Origin of the sequence: Geomonas sp. Red32 (assembly GCF_023652955.1) — a bacterium.
In the GTDB taxonomy this organism is placed as follows: domain Bacteria; phylum Desulfobacterota; class Desulfuromonadia; order Geobacterales; family Geobacteraceae; genus Geomonas.
On record NZ_JAKLOY010000003.1, the window covers coordinates 62,317 to 76,480 of the forward strand.

The following is a 14,164-nucleotide window of genomic DNA, read 5'->3' on the forward strand; positions in this document are numbered from 1 at the left end:
ATGCCGGACGCGGTCGAGGTGGTCGGGCTTGGGGTGAGCACGCTGGATCTTCTGATGCAGGTGGAGCGCTTCCCGGAAGGGGAAGGGGTCGCTAAGGCGCACGCATCCGTTCTGCAGGGGGGAGGGCCGGTGGCGACCGCCATGGTGACCCTCGCCCGCCTCGGGGCGCGTACCTCCATGATCGACCGGGTCGGGGACGACTGGCGCGGCCGCCTCATCGTCGAGGAGTTTCTCCGGGAAGGGGTGGGGACCGGTCACCTGCTGGTGCAGAACGGGGCTTCCTCTTCGATCGCTTCCATCATGGTTCGCAAGGACGACGGCGCCCGGCACATCGTCTACGCTCCCGGCGACGTCGAGGAGCTTTCCCCCGCCGATCTTCCCGAGGATGCCATCGCCTCCGCCCGTATTCTCCATCTCAACGGCCGCCATTTCGAGGCATCGCTGGCCGCTGCCGCACTGGCCAAAAGAAAGGGCGTCACCGTCTCCTTCGACGGCGGCGCCCATAGATTTCGTCCCGAGCTTCTCCCCCTGATCAAGCTCACCGATGTCTGCATCGTCGCCAGGGAATTCGCCTTTTCCTGTACGGGGAAAAACTCGCTGGCGGATGCTGCGGCCGCGCTGATCGAACTGGGCCCCAAGATCGTGGCCATCACTGCCGGAGCCGAGGGGAGCTGGGTCTTCGCAGGCAAGGAGAGCTTTTATCAACCCGCTTTCGCGGTAGAGCACCCGGTCGATACCACCGGGGCGGGGGATGCCTACCACGGCGCTTTTCTCTACGGGATTCTCCGCGGCTACGGTCTCCGCCGTTCCGCCGCTCTCGCCACTGCCGTTGCCGCCCGGGTGGTCACCGCCCTCGGCGGGCGCGGCGCCCTTCCCACTTCCGCCGATCTCGATCAACTCCTCGACGCCCTTCCCGCCGCAGCCGATCTCGACGAACTCCTCTGAAGAGCCCCTGACCCTGATCCCGGATTCCGAGAGCTCCCGCAACTTCTCCCGCAACTGGAGGTTGCGCAAAGCCCGGGCTGCCTGCTCGGCGAAGGCGGCTGCCAGCTGGCGCTTATTTTTCAAGGTGGAGGTGAGGAGAGGGGACTACTTCATCAAAATCTTGAGGGCCTGCTTGAGGACCGCTTCCACGGTGGCGTCTTCGGATATCTTGATCTCGGCGATGGCCTTTTGGACCACCGATTCCTTATACCCCAGGTTGATGAGGGCCGAGAGGACGTCGTCGCGGACTTCCTGCTTGGCGACCGCGGGGGCGCTGGCCGGCTGCGGCTGCGCCATGCCGAGCTTTTTCACCTTTTCCTTGAGCTCGAGCACCAGGCGCTCGGCGGTCTTCTTTCCGATGCCGGGGATGGCGGAAAGGCGGGCGATGTTGCCGGCGAGCAGCGATTCGGCAAGCTCCAGCGGTTCCGAGTTGGAGAGGATGCCGTTGGCGAGCTTGGGGCCGACCCCGGAGACACCGATCAGAAGCTGGAAGAGCTCCTTTTCCTCGTGGGTGCGGAATCCGTAGAGGTTGATGGCGTCTTCCTTTACCGAGGTGTAGATCTGGAGGGAAACGGGGGAGCCTTCGGCGGGAAGCGAATAGTAGGTGGAGAAGGGGATCTGCACACGGTAGCCGACGCCGTTCACGTCGAGGATGATGTAGTCGGGGGCCTTGTAGGCGAGCTTACCGGTCAAAAGGGCGATCATGAGATTGGATAACCTTTCCTTCCCTTTCGGGAATTCTCCCTCCGCTCAACGCCCGGCGGACGACGCCGCAGGTGAAGGCGGGGGGAAGGGTAGGGTGAGGATGGGGGACGTCATGACGTCATCGGCCGCCTGTCCTTCTCCTGGCAGGAGGAAGGAGGGGGGGGGCTTTCAGTAAGGTGTTCATACCGGCCGAGTGGGCGTGGCAGATGGCGACCGCCAGGGCGTCGGAGGCGTCCTCCTGGGCCACCTCGGGAAGGTTCAGGAGGGCCTTGATCATATGCTGTACCTGCACCTTTTCGGCGCGGCCGCTGCCGACCACCGCGAGCTTTACCTGCATCGCGGTGTACTCGAAGACCGGGAGTCCCATGTTGACGGCGGCCACGATGGCGGCGCCGCGGGCCTGGCCGAGCTTGAGGGCGCTCATGGCGTTCTTGGCGAGGAATACGTTCTCCACCGCCACGGCGTCGGGACGGTACTCGGCGATGACGGCGGCGAGCCCGGTGTAGATCTGCTCCAGGCGCTGCGGGAAGTCGGCGGAGGCCTTGGTGAAGATGGCGCCGTTGTCGACGTGGATGATCCGGTTGCCTTGCTTGGTGACCAGACCGTAGCCGGTTTTCCGCGAACCGGGATCGATTCCCATTATGATCATCCTCACCCTCCTTCCCCACTTACTCCCACCTTCCCCTCCCCTTGAGGGAGGGGGCGAGGGGGTGGGGGAGGTCCCCACGAAGTGCCGCAGCCGGCCCGCCACCTCTCTTTCGAGAGTCCTTGAGGCCGACCGTAATCCACAAAAAAAAAAGACGGCAGCGGGAAGGTTGAATGGTCGTCCTTCCCGCTGCCGCTCGTTACATGAATCGATTCTCCCGTGCTACATCATCTTCTCCATCTCCTCGGCGGAGATGTCGAAGTTCGCGTAGACGTTCTGGACGTCGTCGTTGTCTTCCAGCCGGTCCATCAGCTTCAGCATGTTCTCGGCCTGCTTCCCTTCCAGCTTCACCATGGTCTGCGGAATCATGGTGATTTCGGCGGAAAGCGGTATGAAACCGGCGGCCTCGAGGGCCTTCCTCACTTCGTTGAAGGCGGAGGGATCGGTCAGCACCTCGTACTGTTCGTCTTCGTCGGTGACATCGTCGGCACCTGCCTCGATGGAGGCCTCGAAGAGTTTGTCGAAGTCGACTTCCTTGCCGTAGACCAGGAGCCCTTTCTTGTCGAAGAGCCAGGACACGCACCCAGCCTCGCCCATGTTGCCGTTGCACTTGCTGAAGGTGCTGCGGACGTCGGAGACGGTACGGTTGCGGTTGTCGGTCATGACTTCGACCAGCACCGCAGTCCCGCCGGGACCGTACCCTTCGTAGGTGGTCTCCTCGTAGTTGACCCCTTCGAGACCGCCCACACCTTTTTTGATGGCGCGCTCGACGTTGTCCTTGGGCATGTTCTCGGCCTTGGCCTTGTCGATGGCGGTACGAAGACGCGGGTTGCCGTCAGGATCACCGCCACCCAGCTTGGCGGCAACGGTTATTTCCTTGATAAGCTTGGTGAAAACCTTACCGCGCTTGGCATCGGCGGCGCCTTTCTTGTGCTTGATCGTACTCCATTTATTATGGCCTGACATGGGTTGCTTCCTTTCAACTGGTTTGATAATGAAAACGCCGAATACTAGCATGCATAAAAGAGCGTTGTAAAGTGAGAAAATGACATTACACTGTTACCGAATGTCGAACAAACACCGCTAGTTATTGCCAGGAAGGACACCTATGACCCCCTCGTTCCGCCAGATGAAAAGATGTTCCGTTTCCGCATTGATGCTGATTTCCCTTGCCCTTGGCGCGGGATGCGCCCGCGTTTCGGTCCACACCGGCAGCCTTCCTCCCATCCTCACACAGCACGAGTTGAACCGCCCCTACGACGAGCTCGGGGTGGTGAGCGTCCGCCGCGACCGCACCGGCGCTCCCACCGATATCAGCCCGGCCGATTACACGTGGGCCTACGATGCGCTCCGCTCCGAGGCGTCCAAGATAGGCGCGGACGCGGTCATCTACCCCGAGGTCAACATCTCCGTAGAACAGTACTACGTCGTTTTCCCCACCAGTCATGTCTCGGCTAAAGGTATCGCCATAAAATTCAGGTAAGGCCCTGTTTCTATTTTTCCCTCTCCCCTAAAGGGGCGAGGGGATAACCAAGGGATAATTGCGGGCGGAGAGAATTCCGTTGATTTACTGTATACGTTTCTGAGATAGTGTCTGCTTCCGTGAAAGCGGACAACCACTGTTCTTATATCTATATCCCGTCAAGGAGGCGAATTTTATGAAGGCTGTGCTGATGGAAGGGTTTGGCGGTCTGGACGTGCTGAAGGTTGGTGAGGCTCCCAAACCGGCCCCGAAAGAGAACGAAGTTCTGGTGAAGGTTTACGCCACTTCGATCAACCGTCCGGACCTGGTGCAGAGGGAAGGGAAGTATCCCCCCCCGCCGGGCGATTCCGAAATCCTCGGTCTCGAGGTTGCCGGTGTGGTTGAGGAAGTCGGCCCCGGCGTCACCGGCTGGCAGAAGGGCGACCGGGTCATGTCGCTCGTCGGTGGCGGCGGCTACGCGGAATACGCGGTTGCGTACGCCAACCACCTGATGAGGATCCCGGAGTCCATGAGCTTCGAAGAGGCCGCCTGCGTCTGCGAATCCTACATCACTGCCTTCCTCAACGTCTTCATGATCGGCGACCTGAAGGACGGCCAGACCGCTATCCTCCACGGTGGCGGCGGCGGGGTCAATACCGCGGCCATCCAGCTCGCCAAGGCACTCACCCCCAACGCCAAGCTGATCGTCACCGCGTCTCCCGAGAAGATGGACCGGGTCAAGGAACTGGGCGCCGACCTGGTGATCAACTTCAAGGAGACCCCGGACTTCTCCGAGGCCGTCAAGGAATTCACCAACAAGAAAGGTGTCGACGTCATCCTCGACCACGTGGGCGCCAAGTACCTGGCCCCCAATATGAACTCGCTCGGCTACAAGGGGCGGCTGGTCGTCATCGGGGTCATCTCCGGCATCAAGGCGGAGCTGAACCTGGCTCTCATGATGGTCAAGCGCCAGCAGATCATCGGCAGCGTGCTCCGTTCGCGCCCGGTTTCGGAGAAGGGGGAGATCGTGGCGGAGTTCACCCGCAGGGCGATTCCGAAATTCGCCGACCGCTCCGTGGTGCCGATCATCGAGAAGGTATTCACCATGGACCAGGTGGCGGATGCCCACCGGATGATGGAAGAGGACAAGCACTTCGGGAAGATCGTACTGAAGACCGCCTAGTCCTTCGCGGTTCTTCCCCCCTGTTCCCAAATGAAAACGCCCCCTCCCGGCGGGGAGGGGGCGTTTTAGTGCCAGTGGCAGGATAACCGTTACAGGCTGAGCTCGGCGTGGCCGTTGGTGAGCTTCTCGCGCTCGGCGGTGACGTCGGCATCTTCGAGATAATCGTCGAAGTCCATAACCCGGTCGATGATGCCGTTGGGGGTGATCTCGATGATCCGGTTAGCCACCGTGGAGACGAACTGGTGGTCGTGGGAGGCGAAGAGCACGACTTCGCTGTAGGAGATCAGCCCGTTGTTGAGGGCGGTGATCGATTCCAGGTCGAGGTGGTTGGTCGGCTCGTCCAGGATCAGCGCGTTCGAACCGGTCAGCATCATCCTGGACAGCATGCAGCGCACCCTCTCGCCCCCGGAGAGAACGCTGGTCTTCTTGGTGGCTTCTTCGCCGGAGAAGAGCATCCTGCCGAGGAAGCCGCGGGAAAAGCTCTCTCCCTCGGTCGGCGGGGCGTACTGGCCGAGCCACTCGATCAGGTTCAGGTCGTTCTGGAAGTACTCGCGGTTCTCCTTCGGGAAATAGGAATGGGTGATGGTCACCCCCCAGCGGAAGCTCCCCTCGTCGGGCTCGAGCTCTCCGGCCAGGACCTGGAAGAAGGTGCTCTTGGCGAGGGAGTTGCTCCCCACGAAGGCGATCTTGTCCCCTTTCCTCACCATGAGGTCGAGGTTCTTGAACATCTGCACGCCGTCCACCGTCTTGGAGAGCCCTTTCACCTCGAGGATGATGTCGCCGCAGGGGCGCTCGGGCTTGAAGACCACGTAGGGGTACTTCCGGGAGGAAACCGGCATGTCCTCCAGGGTGAGCTTTTCGAGGAGCTTCTTACGGGAGGTCGCCTGCTTCGCCTTGGAGGCGTTGGAGCTGAAGCGCTGGATGAATTCCTTGAGCTCGTTGGCCTTGTCGGTCACCTTGCGGTTGTCGTCCTGGCGCTGTTTCAGCTGGAGCTGGCTCGCCTGGTACCAGAAGTCGTAGTTGCCGACGTAGACCTGGATGCGCCCGAAGTCGATGTCGGCTATGTGGGTGCAGACCTGGTTTAAGAAGTGACGGTCGTGGGAGACCACCACCACGGTGTTCTGGAAGCGGAAGAGGAATTCCTCCAGCCAGGCGATCGATTTGAGATCGAGGTGGTTGGTCGGCTCGTCCAAAAGGAGGATGTCGGGGTTGCCGAAGAGGGCCTGGGCCAAGAGGACCCGCACCTTTTCGCCACCTTCGAGCTCTTTCATCAGTTTGCCGCGCAGCTCCTCGGGGATGCCGAGCCCGTTGAGAAGGACGGCGGCCTCGGATTCCGCCTCGTAGCCGTTCATCTCGGAGAACTCGGCCTCGAGCTCGGCGGAACGGATGCCGTCTTCCTCGCTGAATTCCGGCTTGGAGTAGATGGCTTCCCGCTCGCTCATGATCTCGTAGAGCCGCTTGTGCCCCATGATGACGGTGTTGAGGACGGTGTGCTCGTCGTAGGCGAACTGGTCCTGCTTGAGGACGGCGATCCTCCCCTTGCCCGCCGAGATCTCGCCCTTGTCGGCATCGATCTCGCCGGAGAGGATCTTGAGGAAGGTGGATTTCCCGGCCCCGTTGGCGCCGATGAGACCGTAGCAGTTGCCGGGGAGGAACTTGATGTTGACGTCTTTGAAGAGCACCCTCTTGCCGTAGGCGAGGGTGACGTTGGATGCGCTGATCATGCTTTACTGCTCCTTGTGGTCAAATAAAAAACCACAGGGCCTTCCCCTGTGGTCAGAACCTTGCATCTATAGCATGCCGCTCGCCGCGGCGGCAAGGAAAAATCATCCATCTGGCCGTCTCCGCGACGGTTTTTAGTAAAATGTACGATTATTAATTTGCACGATAAAATGGGTTTCTTTTCCGCCAGTAATATGGCAAGTTTACCAACAAGTTTAAGCACGAGGTACCGGGCGGTATCCTCGCGGAGCAGGCATGCGGATAATTGACAAGCTTTCCACGGGAAAAAAGTTCATCTCGCTGGAGTTCTTCCCCCCCAAAGACAAAAAGGAATGGCCGACCTTCTTCAAAACGGTCGGCAGCCTCGCCAAGCTCGATCCCCTGTTCGCCTCGGTTACCTACGGCGCGGGGGGGAGCACCAAGGGCGATACCCTCGATATCGTCGCCACCCTCCAGAAGGAGCACGGTCTGGAGACCATGGCGCACCTCACCTGCATCGGCTCCTACCGGGGCGATCTGCAGAAGTTCCTGGACTCGCTCGCCAGCGCCGGGGTGGACAACGTGCTGGCGCTCAGAGGGGATCCCCCCAAAGACGCCCCTCCCGAATTCTCCGCCTGCCGGACGCTTTTGCACGCCTCCGACCTGGCAGCCTTCATCAAGGAGCTCCATCCTTCCATGGGAATCGGGGTGGCTGGCTATCCCGAGGTGCATCCGGAGGCGGCCGGCCGCGAGGAGGACCTCGCTTTCCTGAAGCTCAAGCTCGACCAGGGGGGGGATTTCGCCATCACCCAGCTCTTCTTCGACAACGAGCACTACTTCGACTTCGTGCGCCGGGCGCGGGAAATCGGGATCGAGAAACCGATCATTCCGGGGATCCTTCCGGTGGTGAGCCTCAAGGTCATCCAGCGGATCGTTACGCTCTGCGGTGCGAGCCTGCCGCCGGCCTACCAGGCCCAGCTGGAGGAGGCGGAGCGTGCAGGCGGCGCCGCCGCGGTGGAGCGCCTCGGCGTGGAGTTCGCCCAACGGCAGGCCCGGGAGCTTCTGGACGGAGGCGCCCCCGGCGTCCACATCTACACGCTCAACCGCGACCAGGCGGTGCTGAACCTGGTGGACGGACTGCTGTAGAGGTAGGCCCTTCCCTTGAAGGGGAGGGGGTGGTTACCTCCGAAGGGTGGAGGAGTCATCAGTGTGAGAAAGGGCGGAGAGTTGCCGTCGTCGAAGTTTTAAACGCTCATGAATTGTTATGCGGGAGGAGGGTCCATGTACAAACCGGCCGGCCTGTTTCTCTTGGCAGGATGCCTGCTGCTTGTGTTCGCCGCCACTTCGTTTGCCGATCTCTACAAGTACACCGATGCCCGTGGGGTGGTCGTCATTACCGACAAGCTGGAGTCGGTGCCCGCGAGGTTCCGTTCTTCGGTAAAGGTGATCCGCGACGCCAAGCCTGCCCCGGCCGCCGAACCGGCCGCTGCCGTTGACCAGGGTGCCCAGCCGGCGGCGGCACCCGCCGCGGAAACGGCGAACGAGGGGAAATTCGCCGAGCTCTGTTCCCGTTTCCCGTGGCTCAAGCCGATTCTCTGGATCGCCGCAATCGCGGCGGCCTTCGTCTGCCTGACCCAAATCGTCTCGCTCCTTCCCTCGCCGCTTTTGGGAAGGGCCCTCTACATCGCCTTCACTCTGGGCGTTCTCCTGCTCCTGTACAAATTCGTGGCCGGCAGCATGGCGGAAAACTCCAAGGCGCTCGTCAACGACGCCACCTCGCTGGTCAAGAAGGTCAACGAGCGCCAGCAGGAGCGGGCTCCCGCCGACCCGAACTCGGTGGAACAGGCGAAATAGTCCGGGAGGAGTCATGCATCTCGTCCAGATCCTCTTGCCTCTCTACGACAACGCGGGTCAGCCCTTTCCCCACCACCTGTATCTCCAGATCCGCGACGAGCTCTCCGAGCGCTTCGGCGGGATCACCACCTACATGCGCTCGCCCGCCCGCGGCCTCTGGAAGGAGCGGCAGGACACCACGGTGCATGACGACATCGTCATCTACGAGGTGATGGTCCGGGAGCTCGATCGCGACTGGTGGCGGGAATACCGCGAGATGCTGACGGCGACCTTCCGTCAGGCGGTAATGATCGTGCGGGCGACCGAGGTGGAGCTCCTTTGATTCACCAAGGCCACCCCCGCCCCTGAACCCCTGAAGGGGCGAAGGATATCCCGGCCCCTCTCTTTCCTTTTCTCACGGCTAATAGCGCTCGAACTCGGTTTCCGGTTCGTGCGGTGTGGTCATCTCGTAATCTACCCCCACCACTTTCTTGGCCTCGTGGTTGACGGTTTCGCCCGGGACGGCTTTGGTCAGCCTGGGCACTCCCTTCCCCTTGCGCGCGGGCTTGGCCTTGACGGCCCGGCCGTCGTCGCCGGACTTGAAGAAACTCACGCTCGTCTGCAACTGCTCGGCCTGGCTGGAGAGCTCCTCGGCGGTGGAGGCCATCTCCTCGGACGCCCCGGCGTTGGCCTGAATGACCTGGTCGAGCTGCTGGATCGCCTTGTTGATCTGCTCGGCGCCGGTGTCCTGCTCCCGGCAGGCCGCGCTGATCTCCTGCACCAGTTCGGCGGTCCGCTGGATGTCCGGCACCATCATGGTCAGCAGCTGCCCGGCCTTCTCCGCCACGTCGACGCTGCTCGACGAGAGCTCGCTGATCTCGGCTGCCGCCTTCTGGCTCCTTTCGGCGAGCTTTCTCACCTCGGAGGCCACCACCGCGAATCCCTTGCCGTGCTCGCCTGCCCGGGCCGCCTCGATGGCGGCGTTGAGGGCCAGCAGGTTGGTCTGGCGGGCAATCTCTTCGATGATGTTAATCTTGCCGGCGATATCCTTCATCGCCGCCACCGTCTCCTGGACAGCTTTTCCCCCTTCGATGGCGTCTTTGGCGGACTTCTGGGCGATCTTCTCGGTCTGCAATGCGTTGTCGGCGTTCTGGCGGATGTTGGAGGACATCTCTTCCATCGAGGACGAAGCCTCCTCGGCGGCCGCCGCCTGCTCGCTCGCCCCCTGGGAGAGCTCCTCGGCGCCGGAGGAGAGTTGCTGGCTGCCGCTCGCCACGTTGTCGGAGGCGCTCTTCACCTCGCCCACGATTTCCTTCAGCTTGTCCACCATTTCGTTGAGCGCCGACGCCAGGATTCCCACCTCGTCCTTGCGGTCAAGGTTGATGCTGTGGGTGAGGTCGCCGTTGGCGACCGCCTGGGCGACCTCGACGCCGCGCCTGAGCGGGATGCTGATCATCCGGGAGATGACGATGCCGAGGGCGAGGCCGATCGCCACTCCCCCCGCGATGAGGGCGATCATCATGGTGAGGCTTTCCCGGTAGCGTGCGCCGTTCTCCGCTGCGGCATCCTTGGCGTTCGCCTCCTTCATCGCCGAGAGCTCGGTCAGCAGGTCGTCCACCACCTTCAGCTTGTCGCGGGCAGCCCCGAAGGAGAGGGCGACCGCTTCGTTACTCTGATGTAACGGCTCCCGCGCCGCCAGGTTCATGACCTGATCGTGAAGCTTCAGCCACTCCTCGTTGGCGGCCTCCAGCTTCCTTACCGTTTCCTTTCCCTTGTCGGTATAAAAGAGCGGCTTGGCCTTTTCCAGCTTGTCGTGGTAGTCCTCCTGCGACTTCTTCGATGCGGCTTGGTACCTCTCCCGCAGCTCCTGGGTGGTGGCGAGCATGAAGTTCTTCTCTGCCCGCAGGATGTAGAGAAGATCGATGTTGGCGTTGAGGATGTATGAGGTCCCGAGCAACTCCTTCCGGTACATGTCTGAGGCGTTATCGTTAATGGCTCCCATGTCCTTGATGCCGATAGTTCCGACCACCACTGTTATGGCAGAGACCACCATGAATGCCAGTACCAGTTTGGTGCCCACCTTCAAATCCGAGACCCATCTCATATAGCTGCTCCTCCTTGTCCTGCTCGTAAGTCAGTGTCGGCGAACAGTCGGCACGAGTTTTGAGAATCCGGGCACGCGGGAAAGATTCACGCGCACTCTGCTATGCCAGCGGATACGTTTCCTTTGACAGTTGATCGTTTTTGATCTTTTCGGAAAAATGCGGCGAAGATTGAGGAAAAATGACGAGGGGATGACGTATGGCTTGCCGATAGGCTACCGGTAAGGCTTGGAGTGCTGACGCTGAGGCGGGCGCGAGGCCGCGGGGAGGGCCACCACCACCGGGTTAGGCGCTGGAGGTACTGACGTCCCCTCCCTTGGCAGGAGGGGAACTGACGAGGGGAGAGCGGGGGGGCTACTATTTTCCGGCGGACTCGTACTTGTAGCCGACTCCATAGATGGAATGGATCAGCTCCTGGTCGGGAGCGGCGGCGGAGATCTTCCTGCGGAGCTTCTTGATGTGGCTGTCGATGGTGCGGTCGCTCACGATCCGCTGGTCGGAGTAGATCCGGTCCATGAGCTGGGTGCGGGAGTAGATCCGTCCGGCGTTCTGGTAGAGGAAATGGAGAAGCTTGAACTCGACCGCGGTGAGCTCCAGGTCGTGGCCGTTCAAGAGCGCCAGAAAGCGGTCCTGGTCGAGGGTCAGCCCGGAGGGATCGGGGGCGGGATGCTCACCGGTCCGCCGGAGCACCGTTTTCACCCGGGCCACCACCTCGCGGGGGCTGAACGGCTTGCAGACGTAGTCGTCGGCGCCGAGCTCCAGGCCGAGCAGGCGGTCGATCTCTTCGACCCGGGCGGTGATCATGATGATCGGGACCTGGGAAAAGCTCCTGATCTCCTTGCAGATCTCCAGGCCGTCGCGCCCGGGGAGCATCAGGTCGAGCAGGATGAGGTCCGGCATTCTCTCCCTCACCAGGGGAACGACGCCGGTCCCCTCGGCGATCCAGCTGGTTTCGAACCCGGACTGCCTGAGGTAGTCCCCCAACAGGCTGGCCAGCTTTTCCTCGTCTTCCACGATCAGTATGTTTGCGTTCATCCCCTGCTCCCGGCCCGCGGCAGTTCGATCCTGATCAGAATGCCGCCCATTGACGAGGGGTGGGCGGTGATGCTCCCCTCGTGCGCCTCGACGATGTTTTTGCAAATGGCGAGTCCCAGCCCCGCTCCGCCCAGAGAGCGGTTGCGGGAGCTCTCCACCCGGTAGAGGCGGTCAAAAAGCCTCTCCAGGTCCTCCGGCGGCACCCCCGGTGCGCTGTCCTCGAAGCTGAGCGCCACCCGGTTGCCATCGTCCTCGAGCCGCACGGCGAGCCTGCCGCCGGCATCGGTGTACTTCAAGGTGTTTTCCAGCAGGTTGTCGAACAGCTGCTGAAGCCTCCCGGCGTCGGCGAAGAGCGGCAGCTCGCCGGATCCGCCGAAGTCGGCGGTAAGCTCGATATTCTTCTGGTCGAATTCGGATTCGAACGCCTCCACCGCCTGCTCCAGCATCTCGCGCAGATCGATGAGCTCCTTGCGGTAGGAGAGGGCCCCGATGTCGTAGAGGGAGATCTGGTAGAGGTCCTCGACCAGGCGGCTTAAGTGCATCACCTCGGCGTGCAGGGAGCGCATCGACTCGGGTCCCCCCGGCCGGATGCCGTCCTGGATCGCCTCGATCTCGCCGCGAAGTATCGAGAGCGGAGTGCGGAGCTCGTGGGAGATGTCCGCCACCCAGCGGCGGCGTGCCTGTTCGTTGTTCTCCAGGGCGAGGGCCAGGGTGTTGAAATCGCGGGCGAGCTGCCCCAGTTCGTCCTCCGTCTCCACCTGCACCCGGGTCCCGTACTCGCCGCAGGCCAGCCGGTGCATGGAGGCGGCCAGCCGCCGGATCGGGGAGACCAGGCGATTGGAGAGGGGGAGCGAGATGACGGCCGACACCAGGAACATGACGGCGGCGATCATCACGAGGGCGACTTTTTGCTGCTTCACGAAGAGGAGCTGGTGGGTGTCGGTCAGCCGCTGGCGCGGCCGGATGCCGAGGTAGCCGACGGTGCGGCGGGCGCTGACGATCTTCTTGAAGTCCACCTGGCTCTGCAGGAGTCCGGGAGGGCCGGCGATCTGCCGCCGGGTGGCGTCCAGGAGGAAAACCCGGGTCTCGAAGCGGTGGGCGAACCAGGGCGGGATCTTCCCCGCACTCATGCTGGCGAACTGGGCGGGGTGGCCGGGACCGTCGGGGTGGCCGGGGTGGCCGGGGTGGCCGGGACGGTCGGGACGGTCGGGACGGCCCCCTTGGCCGGGTTGGCCGGGTTCACCCGGTTGGCCGTATTGGCCGTATTGGCCGTATTGGCCCGTTTCAGCCGCACGGAGGCGGCGCTGCCTCCTCTCGAAACGTTCCAGCTCGCTCCCCTCGCGCGGCAGGGTGGAGGCCAGCAGCCTGGGCCAGGCATCGCGGTCCTCCTGGAGAAAATCCCAACTCCCCTCCGCCGTGTAGGTCTGCTCGAGCACCTCGGAGAGGCGTTCCAGGCGATCCCTCTCGACGGTATTGACGTAGGTGAGGAAGCCGCGCCCGATGCTCCATTGGACGATCAGGAACATGCCGATCACCACCGCGCCGGTGGCGGCGAGCATCGCGAAGAACAGGCGGTATTTTATCCTCATCTTCATGAATAACTCTCTGCTTCCCACTTTTACCGTGATCTGTATAATGAATACCGAGTCAGCTCCTTTGTAACATACCCAAAGTCAATCCGCTACGGCGTCCTGTCCGGGAAAGGGTAATTCCTCAATTGGTTCACATTTGGTCCTCAATTCGTTGGTACTTTGGCTCCAGAAACAGGATGTGACTCGGGCAACTATGCCCGGCAAACTAGCAGCGCCGGCCAAGGCCGGGAAGGGGTGAAGATATGAAGAAGGTTCTACTGGCAATGGCCATCCTGGTGGTCGCGGGTGCGGCTACCGCCCAGGCAAGAGTCGATCTCAACGTGAACATAGATGTGCCGCTCGTTCCGGCCCCGCCGCCGGCGGTGGTGGTTCCCGCTCCGGCGCCTCCTCCTCCGGCTCCGGTCTACGCCGCGCCTCCCCAGGTGGTCATCCAGGACGCCCCCCAGTTCATCTACGCGCCTGAGCTTGGCTACTACGTCGCGGTCGATACCCCCTACAACATCGTCTACGTCAACCGCGCCTATTATCTCTTCAACGGCGGCTACTGGTACGTCGCTTCCAACTACTGGGGGCCGTGGACCTTCGTGGCACGCAGGGGGCTCCCGATCGGGATCCGCAGGTATCGCTACGAGCAGATCAGGGCCTACCGCGACCGCGAGTACCGGATCTACCAGCGCGACCGTGACCAGTACCGCGGGACCTGGTACCGCCCGGCGGAGCGCAGGGAGATGCGCGAGCGGGTGGAGCACCGGGAACACGAGCACCGGGAGCGGATGGAGCACCGGGAGCACGAACGCGAGGAGCGCCGGGATTGGGGGCGCTAGCGGCGGCCAAAAAATAAGGCCACCTTTTTCCTTAACCGTGGTATAGTCTATTCTTCATTAGGCAAGGAACCCCATCGGCCTTAACGGCTCTTGGGGT

General features: G+C 62.2%; 14 protein-coding genes. 7 read left to right on the forward strand and 7 right to left on the reverse strand.

Annotation, left to right across the window (positions count from 1 at the left end; genetic code table 11):
- Positions 1-945 (forward strand): carbohydrate kinase family protein, encoded by a 945-nt coding sequence (locus L4X63_RS09570; protein WP_250678403.1) that lies wholly within the window; start codon positions 1-3, stop codon positions 943-945.
- Between the two features lie 144 nt (positions 946-1,089).
- Here the strand turns inward: L4X63_RS09570 and ruvA are convergent, their stop codons facing one another.
- The 3 genes from ruvA to L4X63_RS09585 all read right to left on the reverse strand — a co-directional run bounded on the left by ruvA (position 1,090) and on the right by L4X63_RS09585 (position 3,301).
- Positions 1,090-1,689, reverse strand: a complete 600-nt coding sequence (gene ruvA / locus L4X63_RS09575) for a Holliday junction branch migration protein RuvA (RefSeq protein ID WP_250678404.1) — start codon at positions 1,687-1,689, stop codon at positions 1,090-1,092.
- A gap of 118 nt (positions 1,690-1,807) precedes the next feature.
- Complete coding sequence (gene ruvC / locus L4X63_RS09580; RefSeq protein ID WP_250678405.1) at positions 1,808-2,338, reverse strand: crossover junction endodeoxyribonuclease RuvC; 531 nt, start codon at positions 2,336-2,338, stop codon at positions 1,808-1,810.
- Between the two features lie 219 nt (positions 2,339-2,557).
- Entirely contained in the window at positions 2,558-3,301 is a 744-nt protein-coding gene (locus L4X63_RS09585; RefSeq protein ID WP_250678406.1) for a YebC/PmpR family DNA-binding transcriptional regulator, read from the reverse strand.
- Between the two features lie 190 nt (positions 3,302-3,491).
- Here L4X63_RS09585 and L4X63_RS09590 point away from each other — a divergent pair, with 190 nt between their 5' ends.
- Together L4X63_RS09590 and L4X63_RS09595 are read left to right on the forward strand one after the other, a co-directional pair.
- A complete protein-coding gene (locus tag L4X63_RS09590) occupies positions 3,492-3,818 on the forward strand; it encodes a hypothetical protein (protein ID WP_250678407.1) in 327 nt (108 codons plus the stop codon).
- 175 nt (positions 3,819-3,993) lie between these two features.
- Positions 3,994-4,980, forward strand: a complete 987-nt coding sequence (locus L4X63_RS09595) for an NAD(P)H-quinone oxidoreductase (protein ID WP_250678408.1) — start codon at positions 3,994-3,996, stop codon at positions 4,978-4,980.
- An 89-nt stretch (positions 4,981-5,069) separates the two neighbouring features.
- Here L4X63_RS09595 and L4X63_RS09600 read toward each other — a convergent pair whose 3' ends face one another.
- Positions 5,070-6,704 carry an ABC-F family ATP-binding cassette domain-containing protein gene (locus L4X63_RS09600; RefSeq protein WP_250678409.1) on the reverse strand — a complete coding sequence of 545 codons (1,635 nt, stop codon included), beginning with the start codon at positions 6,702-6,704 and terminating at the stop codon, positions 5,070-5,072.
- 253 nt (positions 6,705-6,957) lie between these two features.
- On the opposite strand from L4X63_RS09600, the gene L4X63_RS09605 reads away from it, so the two are divergent.
- From L4X63_RS09605 to L4X63_RS09615, 3 genes are all read left to right on the forward strand, one after another.
- On the forward strand, positions 6,958-7,827 hold the full coding sequence (locus L4X63_RS09605; RefSeq protein ID WP_250678410.1) for a methylenetetrahydrofolate reductase: 870 nt from the start codon (positions 6,958-6,960) through the stop codon (positions 7,825-7,827).
- A 135-nt stretch (positions 7,828-7,962) separates the two neighbouring features.
- The gene (locus L4X63_RS09610) at positions 7,963-8,535 is read left to right on the forward strand and encodes a DUF4124 domain-containing protein (RefSeq protein ID WP_250678411.1); all 573 of its coding nucleotides are present in this window, start codon (positions 7,963-7,965) and stop codon (positions 8,533-8,535) included.
- A 13-nt stretch (positions 8,536-8,548) separates the two neighbouring features.
- Positions 8,549-8,857, forward strand: a complete 309-nt coding sequence (locus tag L4X63_RS09615) for a hypothetical protein (RefSeq protein WP_250678412.1) — start codon at positions 8,549-8,551, stop codon at positions 8,855-8,857.
- A 78-nt stretch (positions 8,858-8,935) separates the two neighbouring features.
- Here L4X63_RS09615 and L4X63_RS09620 read toward each other — a convergent pair whose 3' ends face one another.
- The 3 genes from L4X63_RS09620 to L4X63_RS09630 all read right to left on the reverse strand — a co-directional run bounded on the left by L4X63_RS09620 (position 8,936) and on the right by L4X63_RS09630 (position 13,246).
- On the reverse strand, positions 8,936-10,618 hold the full coding sequence (locus tag L4X63_RS09620) for a methyl-accepting chemotaxis protein (protein WP_250678413.1): 1,683 nt from the start codon (positions 10,616-10,618) through the stop codon (positions 8,936-8,938).
- A 355-nt stretch (positions 10,619-10,973) separates the two neighbouring features.
- Positions 10,974-11,651: a response regulator gene (locus tag L4X63_RS09625; RefSeq protein WP_250678414.1), complete on the reverse strand. Its 678-nt coding sequence runs from the start codon at positions 11,649-11,651 to the stop codon at positions 10,974-10,976.
- Positions 11,648-13,246, reverse strand: coding sequence for an ATP-binding protein (locus tag L4X63_RS09630; RefSeq protein ID WP_250678415.1), 1,599 nt, complete (start codon positions 13,244-13,246; stop codon positions 11,648-11,650). Before L4X63_RS09630 ends, L4X63_RS09625 begins: the two co-directional genes overlap by 4 nt.
- A 239-nt stretch (positions 13,247-13,485) precedes the next feature.
- Here L4X63_RS09630 and L4X63_RS09635 point away from each other — a divergent pair, with 239 nt between their 5' ends.
- On the forward strand, positions 13,486-14,067 hold the full coding sequence (locus L4X63_RS09635; RefSeq protein WP_250678416.1) for a hypothetical protein: 582 nt from the start codon (positions 13,486-13,488) through the stop codon (positions 14,065-14,067).
- Positions 14,068-14,164 lie beyond the last annotated feature (97 nt).

Excerpts from the sequence above, each read along its gene's own strand:
- L4X63_RS09620 (WP_250678413.1), bottom strand. The coding sequence starts at position 10,618 with ATGAGATGGGTCTCGGATTTGAAGGTGGGCACCAAACTGGTACTGGCA.
- ruvC (WP_250678405.1), bottom strand. The coding sequence starts at position 2,338 with ATGATCATAATGGGAATCGATCCCGGTTCGCGGAAAACCGGCTACGGT.
- L4X63_RS09585 (WP_250678406.1), bottom strand. The coding sequence starts at position 3,301 with ATGTCAGGCCATAATAAATGGAGTACGATCAAGCACAAGAAAGGCGCC.
- ruvA (WP_250678404.1), bottom strand. The coding sequence starts at position 1,689 with ATGATCGCCCTTTTGACCGGTAAGCTCGCCTACAAGGCCCCCGACTAC.
- L4X63_RS09615 (WP_250678412.1), top strand. The coding sequence starts at position 8,549 with ATGCATCTCGTCCAGATCCTCTTGCCTCTCTACGACAACGCGGGTCAG.
- L4X63_RS09635 (WP_250678416.1), top strand. The coding sequence starts at position 13,486 with ATGAAGAAGGTTCTACTGGCAATGGCCATCCTGGTGGTCGCGGGTGCG.
- L4X63_RS09600 (WP_250678409.1), bottom strand. The coding sequence starts at position 6,704 with ATGATCAGCGCATCCAACGTCACCCTCGCCTACGGCAAGAGGGTGCTC.
- L4X63_RS09625 (WP_250678414.1), bottom strand. The coding sequence starts at position 11,651 with ATGAACGCAAACATACTGATCGTGGAAGACGAGGAAAAGCTGGCCAGC.
- L4X63_RS09605 (WP_250678410.1), top strand. The coding sequence starts at position 6,958 with ATGCGGATAATTGACAAGCTTTCCACGGGAAAAAAGTTCATCTCGCTG.
- L4X63_RS09570 (WP_250678403.1), top strand. The coding sequence starts at position 1 with ATGCCGGACGCGGTCGAGGTGGTCGGGCTTGGGGTGAGCACGCTGGAT.
- L4X63_RS09630 (WP_250678415.1), bottom strand. The coding sequence starts at position 13,246 with ATGAAGATGAGGATAAAATACCGCCTGTTCTTCGCGATGCTCGCCGCC.
- L4X63_RS09590 (WP_250678407.1), top strand. The coding sequence starts at position 3,492 with ATGCTGATTTCCCTTGCCCTTGGCGCGGGATGCGCCCGCGTTTCGGTC.
- L4X63_RS09610 (WP_250678411.1), top strand. The coding sequence starts at position 7,963 with ATGTACAAACCGGCCGGCCTGTTTCTCTTGGCAGGATGCCTGCTGCTT.
- L4X63_RS09595 (WP_250678408.1), top strand. The coding sequence starts at position 3,994 with ATGAAGGCTGTGCTGATGGAAGGGTTTGGCGGTCTGGACGTGCTGAAG.